The sequence below is a fragment of the Microseira wollei NIES-4236 genome (genome assembly GCF_020521235.1).
In the GTDB taxonomy this organism is placed as follows: domain Bacteria; phylum Cyanobacteriota; class Cyanobacteriia; order Cyanobacteriales; family Aerosakkonemataceae; genus Microseira; species Microseira wollei.
The window spans coordinates 1-8,412 of record NZ_BLAY01000278.1 but is presented as its reverse complement, the minus strand read 5'-3'; the positions used below and the strand labels follow the sequence as shown (position 1 = coordinate 8,412).

Here is an 8,412-nt window from a genome sequence, read left to right as displayed (position 1 = left end):
TGGGTTGACGACAAAACTTACTTTAGCCTTAGCCCCTACTACCCCTGCTGATCTTCCCTACCCCTGCTGCGAGCAACGTTCCCACATCTTTGGGGAATGGGACAATTTACTGCTGTTCCCTACCCCCCTGGCGCATCGGGAATCTTTGGGTTGATTTTTGGCAAGATGCTTTCATCTTTAGGGAATGCGACATTTTTGGCAACGTTCCCACATCTTTGGGGAATGGGACAATTTACTCGTGTTCCCTACCCCCCTGGCGCATCGGGAATCTTTGGGTTGATTTTTGGCAAGATGCTTTCATCTTTGGTTTGGCGACATTTTTGGCAACGTTCCCACATCTTTGGGGAATGGGACAATTTACTGCTGTTCCCTACCCCCGTTACGCATCGGCAATCTTTGGGTTGATTTTTGCCAAGATGCTTTCATCTTTAGGGAATGCGACATTTTTGGCAACGTTCCCACATCTTTGGGGAATGGGACAATTTACTGCTGTTCCCTACCCCCGTTACGCATCGGGAATCTTTGGGTTGATTTTTGGCAAGATGCTTTCATCTTTGGATTGACGACATTGTAAGGGCACGGCATTCAAACATCTTTGGGTTGACGACAAAACTTACTGATGCCGTGCCCCTACTACCCCTGCTGATCTTCCCTACCCCTGCTGCGAGACATTTTTGGCAACGTTCCCACATCTTTGGGGAATGGGACAATTTACTGCTGTTCCCTACCCCCGTTACCCATCGGGAATCTTTGGGTTGATTTTTGGCAAGATGCTTTCATCTTTGGGGAATGCGACATTTTTGGGGCACGGCATTCAAACATCTTTGGGTTGACGACAAAACTTACTATAGCCTTAGCCCCTACTACCCCTGCTGATCTTCCCTACCCCTGCTGCGAATCGGGATGCTTCTGCTTTCTTTACCGGGTGAATCGCAACTTTTTTCTGATATTCCTAACTCAAACAGCCGCGCTCTTTTTTCCGTTATATATAAGCGCGCGCCTTTCCCATTATGGAAATAACAATATCAGAAAACTCACAGAAAAGTCAAGGGATTTAAGATTTAAGATTTTAGATTGGAACATTAGGCGCAGGTTTGTAGTAGGCGATGGCAGCGCCTACTACGAACAACGGCTAAAGCAACAAAGTCGTGCAATTATCAATCAGCGTGGGAATACCGTCGCGGTTGATAGCACCAAATTGCTCAAAATACCTGCGGACTGCGGGTGGAAATTGGGGAAAATCAAAAATAGCATCCCCCTTGGCAATATCCGCCCAAAAATAGCGCAGACTCGGTGCTAGTTTTTCGGCGGTTGCAGTGGGTAAATTCAAAGGAGTATCGGTGAGCAATCTGAGCATGAAAGGAAGCGATCGCTCCCCAATCCACTCCCGCGATGTCTGCGCCAAAGTCGTCCAACCCGGAACCTCTCCCACGCGATACGACTCGACCTGCAACCATTTGCGGTCATAATTATCCGTGCGGAAGTGCAAGATGCGATAAGGGTGGGGATAGCTAACCAAAGACCCGGTGGTGATATCGTATAAACCGTCATCCTGGGCAATATCTTGGACGTGCAAATGACCCGTGAATACCAATTGCACCCCAGCTTTTCGCAGCATTTGCCGTAAAACGGGTGCATTGTCTAACATATACCGACGCCCCAGCTGATGCTGGGATTGATTGGGTAAGTGTTCGACTACGTTGTGATGCACCATCACCAAGACAAACTCGTCTTTGGTTTGTGCTAGAACTTGTTCCAACCAAGCCAACTGGGTATCATCTAAACGTCCAATCTGCTTACCTTCCGCGTCAAATTGATTCGAGTTGAGTCCAATCAGGCGCAATCCGGGCAGAACTTCGCAGGTATAGTAAAGTTGTGTCGGGTCGTCGTAACCCGCTTTACGGTAGTAGCGCGGGAAATCTGCCCAACCAATTGAGCGCTCGTTGGGTAGTAAACTGGGAAAATCGTGGTTTCCCGGTACAACATAAGCTGGGAAAGGGAGTTGGGATATGCGATCGCTCAACCAAGCATGGTTATCCGCTTCCCCGTGCTGCGTCAAGTCCCCCGGTAACAGGATAAAATCCAAGTCGAGTTGTTCCAGATGGCGCAGTACAATTTCTAAAGCTGGGATACCCACTTCCACCAGATGAAACCGGCTAGGATGATCCCAAACGGTGTGAGGTACCGCAATGTGTAAGTCGCTTACCACCGCAAACCGAAAATTTAAACTCATAACACCGATAGAAAAATTTTAGATTTTAGATATTCGATTTTAGATTGGTTGATGGGTCATTGGTAATAGGTCATAGGAAATACCAATTAGCCATTAGCCATTAGCCATTCCCAAAAGGAGCGTCACCTTGGCTGCGGTTCGAGTTCGACAACATGTCAATCCCCTGTGTAGAAAGTATCAGACACCTACCGATCCTCCCCTCTGGGAGAAAGTATACGCCAATCCGACACAGCCTTTACATCTAGATATTGGCTGCGCGCGGGGACGCTTTGTCTTAAAAATGGCACAGCTACAACCGGATTGGAACTTTCTGGGGTTAGAAATTCGCGAACCTTTGGTAGAAGAAGCAAATCGCTTGCGCGATGAGTTGGGGTTGACAAATCTCCATTATGTGTATTGCAACGCGAATAACTCTTTGCAAGCATTGCTCAGTTCTCTGCCACCGGGAACGTTACAGTACGTTACGATTCAATTTCCCGATCCCTGGTTTAAGAAACGGCATCAAAAGCGGCGCATCGTACAACCGGAATTGGTTAATTTTTTGGCAACTTATTTAGCACCAGGCGGATTGGTTTTGCTTCAGTCGGATATCGAAGCGGTGGCGGTGGAAATGCAGCAGCGCTTCGCTAATCATCCAGCTTTTTTGAGTCAGAATGGCGATACTTGGTTGCTAGAAAACCCCCTCCCAGTGCCTACTGAACGGGAAATTGCTACTCAAGCAAAAGGCGAACCTGTTTATCGAGCGTTGTTTAAAAAAGGTCAATAATTGCCGAGAAATAAATTGTTGGCTGTAGGGGCACGGCGTTGTAGGGGCACGGTGTCGTAGGGAACGTAGAATAATTGTTGGTTTATATCAAAGGTTATCAAATGCCGTGCCCCTACCAAAGATCTCGGATCGCCAATAACTCAAATAATTTGTATTGTAGGTTGGGTTTCACTATCGTTAAACCCAACAGGTTAGTGTTTTGTGTTGGGTTTCTTTACTTCAAACGGTTTAAAACATACCTCAAAGCTACACTGCAATATTTTTGGCAATTTTTCTTTCTGAACTACTTCTACAAAAACAGGCTTTCCCCCTTGCCGTTCACCATTTTGAAACTCGAGTTTCTCCCCTGATGTAAACTCCTTTTCAAGAACAACTTTTGGTAAAGACTCTAAAACAGATTTCCTATCTACCCTTCTATATGTTTTTTCAGCTTGTGATATTGCCGCCAGGAATGCCCGAGTAGCATCATAGCTGCTTGCTGTCACCCAATTAATTTGCCCGCCCCAGGTTTCTTTAGCTTCTCTGGCATAATCGGAAATCATTTGTCCATCTAAGTTGACAGGAAACCAGGGAATAACTAACTGCAACCCCTCAATATCCCTCTTACCTATGGACAAGTTCAACCCCTCATAAAGCGAATCTCCACCAAATAAGCTTATCCTAGGGTTTTCGTCCCTTATTTTTTTTATTAAACTAATTGTTCGCTTATTTTTTCCTTCTGTACCACCACTCGAGAAAAAGACAGCAGCTTTAACATAATTAGGTGTTCGAGGTACATCACTTTCTGCGAAATTAGAAGGTTTTATGTCAATCTCTTTCTCAACTAGAGTGGTATCTAAAAATTATTTAAATTTATTCTTCAATTCTTTGCTATATTCATTATTACCTTCATAAAAGATACGAACTTTACCTAAGGTTCCGATCTCGTCAGCTAAACTACGACCCAAAGCTGCATTAGAAACAGTTGCTCTAAAAAAAACTTTGTTGTTTGAGTCTTGCCTTAAATTTGTACTGGTGCTGGTTGGAGTTATCATTGTTATGCCAGCTTTTGCGTATATTTCCAAAGCTGCTTTACTAGCATTGCTAGAATGATGTCCGATAACTCCCAAAATATTTTTCCATTCGGGATTTGTCGCAATTTGGCAGGCAACTTTACTGGCAACATCTTTATCGTCATTATCATCAACAACTACAATATTTAAAAGTTTTGGTTGGGATGATTTTTTTGGTGTAGTTGGGTCTTTCTGAGCTTGATTGAATTTGGTTTGTGCATCGGCAACGCCAGCCAACATCGCTCTTGCTGCTTGTTGTCGAGCATTTCCAGGTACAGCGACAGCAAGTAGGTATGAGTTATTTGCATCTACTTGTCTGTTATTATCGTATATTTTTTGTTCTCGATCCTTTTCATATGGTGTGTTTTTGGTAATAAGATTATTGCCTCCTGTACTTAGACGGGTTGCAACATCAGGTGATGGTTGACAAATTGGCGGTGGATAGACAATATTTTTAATCCAGAATAATATTAGTGCCAAAAATAATGCTATTACAGCCAAAATAATACGATTTCTTGGTGTGGGAGGAATATGTATACTATTAGCTAGTAAATTTAAAGCTATGTTTAATAATACTACCTCAATGATAAAAAACAGAAAATCTGGAACTACGTTGAAAATCATTTCGTCACCAAATACCTTGATAGCTGGACTCGCTAACCTACTCTAAATGCTGAACGCTGACAGACAGTTTTGAACTATCGCTTCCACCGAGAAAGCGGTCTATAGCGGATTGCAGGCGCATGAAGTACACCTTCGTTTGTATAGCGGCAGCATTAATGCTGCCGCTATACAAACGAAGCCATAAGGCTTTCCTTCACTCGCTTGCAATCCGCTGTAACAGCAAAAATCAGTGGCGGCAGATAGCACCTCAACAACCCACAAGCAGCTTTAGGAGGTCTGAATACATTTACCTCGTCAATCGGAGAAAATCAGGAAAGAGTCGGAAAAAAGTAGAGCTAGTAGGGTAGGTTAGCGCTACTCGTAATCAAGCAGTTCACGAAGGCTAATGCTGGTTAAGCGGGTAAAGAAACCGGGTTTCTCTCGCAGCCAGAAACAAAGGTGATAAGATCGTCGTGCCTTAGTATTTTGTCTGTTGTGGGGTTTCGTTACCTCAACCCAACCTACTTTTTAATCAAACTTAGCCCCCCTTGGGAAGGGGGGTTGGGGGGATCGCTCCATAAATCCTGGAATTGTTTTTTAGACACCCGAATTAGTTTGTAACTTCCCGCTTGAGCGATAGTTTTGGATTGACCTGGCTGTAAAAATTCTTCTCCGGTTTTGTTATATTGAGCCAGAATTAGCACCGAAGGTGAAGCTGGATTTTTGACAGCGGTTTGCTGCATGTAGATTAAGGCAAATTCAAAGAAGGAGAAAAAGGTTACGGGGCGCTGGGTGTAAAATACAAGGCTGGGTTTTTCAAATCCAACCATGATTAATTCTTCTCCAGGTTTCTGCTGTTGCACTGCGATCGCAGCTAGTTCTCGCAACGGTTGCTGGCGCACTTTATCTACCAAAAAGTAGCCCGGAGTTAACACAAAAATCAAAAAAGCGATAAATCCCAACAAATTCGCACTCCAAAGCCAAGGTTGAAGCTGTTTTTTTCGCAACAAAAACGCCACCGCAGTCGCCGTTAGTCCCCAAATAATTCCTCCCCGCACGGGGATGCCTGAATTTTGCAACACCTGTTTTAAATCAGGCACGGCGGGGTCATATCCTATCAAGTTGGGACTCAAGAAAATAAAAGATGCGATCGCTAATACCAACACTAAATTAAATAAGCCACTCCACCAAAGTCCTAACTGAAGCATCGGGTATGTGGCATTCCTAATTCCCACCTGCTCACCTCCCCCTCTGCTCATTTGCTCAGTCCACAACAGCGTCACCATAATTGCCGCCGCAGGCATTAAAGGCAGTACGTAACTGGGTAGTTTAGTAACAGCAATGGTAAAGAAACCGAAAACGCCTGCAAACCAAAATAGGGCGAATAAACCTAACTGAGTCGCAGCGGGTGCAGCTTGCCAGTATTTTCGATCCCAAAAGCGCAGTCTAGCGATCGCTAAGGGCAAGTAACTCGACCAAGGAGCAAATCCCACCAACACTATTAAAAAATAAAAGTACCACGGCCCAGCATGATCGTTGACGACGCTGGTAAAGCGTTGCAAATTGTGGTATCCAAAAAACGAATTAATATAAGCGTCGCCCTGTTTCCAAATAACCAGGACGTACCAAGGAATAGTAATTGCGGCAAAAATTAATCCACCCAACAGCGGTCGCATTTGCGGTACAACAAGCCTAAATTTGCCCAGATAAAGTAGAAAAGCAGCAATTATCAATCCTGGTAATACTATTCCCACCGGGCCTTTCGCCAAAACTGCCAAAGCACTCAGCAAGTAAAATGCTACATACCAAGGAGAAAAATACGAGTCAATTTGTTTCTTTGCGTCTCCCCATCCCCGCGTCTCCCCCTCTTCTTCCCGAATTCCGGCATATCCGATAAAAAAGCAAAGCAGTGCCGATCCCATGCAACCTACGAGTAGCATATCCGAGACGCCGGTTCTTGCCCAAACTAGGGTAAGCGGATTTAAGGCAATTAGGGCAGTACCGATCCAGGCGGAAAACCAAAGAGAATTTGCGATTTTTTGTTCAATTAACCGAGTTTGTGGCAAAAATGCGAAACGGCGTAGGGTGTAAAAGCCGAGTGCAGTTAGCCCTAGTGCAGCAATTGCACTCGGTAGGCGCACGCTCCACTCGTTAACGCCTAGAATTTTATATGCGATCGCCATTAACCAGTAAACCAACGGCGGCTTATCAAAGCGCGTTTTGCCGTTAAAAAACGGCACGATCCAATCCCCCGTTACGGTCATTTGCCGCGCCGCTTCGGCAAATAGCGGTTCGGTTTCGTCGATTAAACCAATGCTGCCTAAATTCCAGAAAAACGCCAAAAAGCCAATTAATAGCACCCACAGAATCGACAGTATCCAACGATGGCGCGGATGCTGCTGCCAGAATTTTTTCACAGGGATGGTGATGCGATCGCCAAGTTTCATGTCTCTAGCTTTCCAGCCTTTGTCAGCCTTAGTAGGGGCACGGCACGTTTAAGATTGTGACAGTAAACGAAATATTTAGGATGCCCTGCCTCCACAAACCGTTTGGGGTAGGGGCACGGCAGGTGCAACATGGTGACAGTAAACGAAATATTTATCATGCCCTGCCTCCACAAACCGTTTGGGGTAGGGGCACGGCAGGTGCAACATGGTGACAGTAAACGAAATATTTATCATGCCGTGCCCCCACACAGGGTTTGGGGTAGGGGCACGGCAGGTGCAACATGGTGACAGTAAACGAAATATTTATCATGCCGTGCCCCCACACAGGGTTTGGGGTAGGGGCACGGCAGGTGCAACATGGTGAGAGTAAACGAAATATTTATCATGCCGTGCCCCCACACAGGGTTTGGGGTAGGGGCACGGCAGGTGCAACAACGAAATATTTATCATGCCGTGCCCCCACACAGGGTTTGGGGTAGGGGCACGGCAGGTGCAACATGGTGAGAGTCAACGAAATATTTATCATGCCCTGCCTCCACAAACCGTTTGGGGTAGGGGCACGGCAGGTGCAACAACGAAATATTTATCATGCCGTGCCCCCACACAGGGTTTGGGGTAGGGGCACGGCAGGTGCAACATGGTGACAGTAAACGAAATATTTATCATGCCCTGCCTCCACAAACCGTTTGGGGTAGGGGCACGGCAGGTGCAACATGGTGACAGTAAACGAAATATTTATCATGCCCTGCCTCCACAAACCGTTTGGGGTAGGGGCACGGCAGGTGCAACATGGTGAGAGTCAACGAAATATTTATCATGCCGTGCCCCCACACAGGGTTTGGGGTAGGGGCACGGCAGGTGCAACATGGTGAGAGTAAACGAAATATTGATCGTGCCGTGCCCCCACACAGGGTTTGGGGTAGGGGCACGGCAGGTGCAACAACGAAATATTTATAATGCCGTGCCCCCACACAGGGTTTGGGGTAGGGGCACGGCAGGTGCAACATGGTGAGAGTAAACGAAATATTTATCATGCCGTGCCCCCACAGAGGGTTTGGGGTAGGGGCACGGCAGGTGCAACATGGTGACAGTAAACGAAATATTTAGGATGCCGTGCCCCCACAAAGGGTTTGGGGTAGGGGCACGGCAGGTGCAACATGGTGAGAGTAAACGAAATATTTATCATGCCGTGCCCCCACAAAGGGTTTGGGGTAGGGGCACGGCAGGTGCAACATGGTGAGAGTAAACGAAATATTTATCATGCCGTGCCCCCACAAAGGGTTTGGGGTAGGGGCACGGCAGGTGCAACAT

13 protein-coding genes are annotated in these 8,412 nt (G+C 46.2%); 3 read left to right on the top strand and 10 right to left on the bottom strand.

Going from position 1 to position 8,412, the window contains the following annotated elements; genetic code table 11:
* Positions 1-89: 89 nt before the first annotated feature.
* Together MiSe_RS45590 and MiSe_RS45585 are read left to right on the top strand one after the other, a co-directional pair.
* Complete coding sequence (locus tag MiSe_RS45590; protein WP_226593413.1) at positions 90-563, top strand: hypothetical protein; 474 nt, start codon at positions 90-92, stop codon at positions 561-563.
* Entirely contained in the window at positions 535-759 is a 225-nt protein-coding gene (locus tag MiSe_RS45585; protein ID WP_226593411.1) for a hypothetical protein, read from the top strand. Before MiSe_RS45590 ends, MiSe_RS45585 begins: the two co-directional genes overlap by 29 nt.
* 373 nt (positions 760-1,132) lie before the next feature.
* Here the strand turns inward: MiSe_RS45585 and MiSe_RS45580 are convergent, their stop codons facing one another.
* Positions 1,133-2,233, bottom strand: a complete 1,101-nt coding sequence (locus tag MiSe_RS45580) for a metallophosphoesterase family protein (RefSeq protein WP_226593409.1) — start codon at positions 2,231-2,233, stop codon at positions 1,133-1,135.
* A gap of 127 nt (positions 2,234-2,360) precedes the next feature.
* On the opposite strand from MiSe_RS45580, the gene trmB reads away from it, so the two are divergent.
* Positions 2,361-2,999, top strand: coding sequence for a tRNA (guanosine(46)-N7)-methyltransferase TrmB (trmB, locus tag MiSe_RS45575; protein WP_226593407.1), 639 nt, complete (start codon positions 2,361-2,363; stop codon positions 2,997-2,999).
* Positions 3,000-3,190: 191 nt separating this feature from the next.
* Here trmB and MiSe_RS45570 read toward each other — a convergent pair whose 3' ends face one another.
* The 9 genes from MiSe_RS45570 to MiSe_RS45525 all read right to left on the bottom strand — a co-directional run bounded on the left by MiSe_RS45570 (position 3,191) and on the right by MiSe_RS45525 (position 8,287).
* A complete protein-coding gene (locus tag MiSe_RS45570; RefSeq protein WP_373873025.1) occupies positions 3,191-3,688 on the bottom strand; it encodes an ABC transporter substrate-binding protein in 498 nt (165 codons plus the stop codon).
* Between the two features lie 153 nt (positions 3,689-3,841).
* Positions 3,842-4,675 (bottom strand): ABC transporter substrate-binding protein, encoded by an 834-nt coding sequence (locus MiSe_RS45565; RefSeq protein WP_226593405.1) that lies wholly within the window; start codon positions 4,673-4,675, stop codon positions 3,842-3,844.
* A gap of 500 nt (positions 4,676-5,175) precedes the next feature.
* Positions 5,176-7,101 (bottom strand): ArnT family glycosyltransferase, encoded by a 1,926-nt coding sequence (locus MiSe_RS54290; protein WP_264197041.1) that lies wholly within the window; start codon positions 7,099-7,101, stop codon positions 5,176-5,178.
* A complete protein-coding gene (locus tag MiSe_RS45550) occupies positions 7,098-7,259 on the bottom strand; it encodes a hypothetical protein (protein WP_226593403.1) in 162 nt (53 codons plus the stop codon). The genes MiSe_RS54290 and MiSe_RS45550 overlap by 4 nt, the downstream gene beginning before the upstream one ends.
* Before the next feature lie 72 nt (positions 7,260-7,331).
* On the bottom strand, positions 7,332-7,487 hold the full coding sequence (locus MiSe_RS45545; protein WP_226593401.1) for a hypothetical protein: 156 nt from the start codon (positions 7,485-7,487) through the stop codon (positions 7,332-7,334).
* On the bottom strand, positions 7,484-7,627 hold the full coding sequence (locus MiSe_RS45540) for a hypothetical protein (protein WP_226593399.1): 144 nt from the start codon (positions 7,625-7,627) through the stop codon (positions 7,484-7,486). The genes MiSe_RS45545 and MiSe_RS45540 overlap by 4 nt, the downstream gene beginning before the upstream one ends.
* Complete coding sequence (locus tag MiSe_RS45535; protein WP_226593397.1) at positions 7,624-7,767, bottom strand: hypothetical protein; 144 nt, start codon at positions 7,765-7,767, stop codon at positions 7,624-7,626. Before MiSe_RS45535 ends, MiSe_RS45540 begins: the two co-directional genes overlap by 4 nt.
* Positions 7,764-8,135 carry a hypothetical protein gene (locus MiSe_RS45530; protein ID WP_226593395.1) on the bottom strand — a complete coding sequence of 124 codons (372 nt, stop codon included), beginning with the start codon at positions 8,133-8,135 and terminating at the stop codon, positions 7,764-7,766. The genes MiSe_RS45535 and MiSe_RS45530 overlap by 4 nt, the downstream gene beginning before the upstream one ends.
* Positions 8,132-8,287 carry a hypothetical protein gene (locus tag MiSe_RS45525; RefSeq protein WP_226593393.1) on the bottom strand — a complete coding sequence of 52 codons (156 nt, stop codon included), beginning with the start codon at positions 8,285-8,287 and terminating at the stop codon, positions 8,132-8,134. Before MiSe_RS45525 ends, MiSe_RS45530 begins: the two co-directional genes overlap by 4 nt.
* Positions 8,288-8,412: the final 125 nt, after the last annotated feature.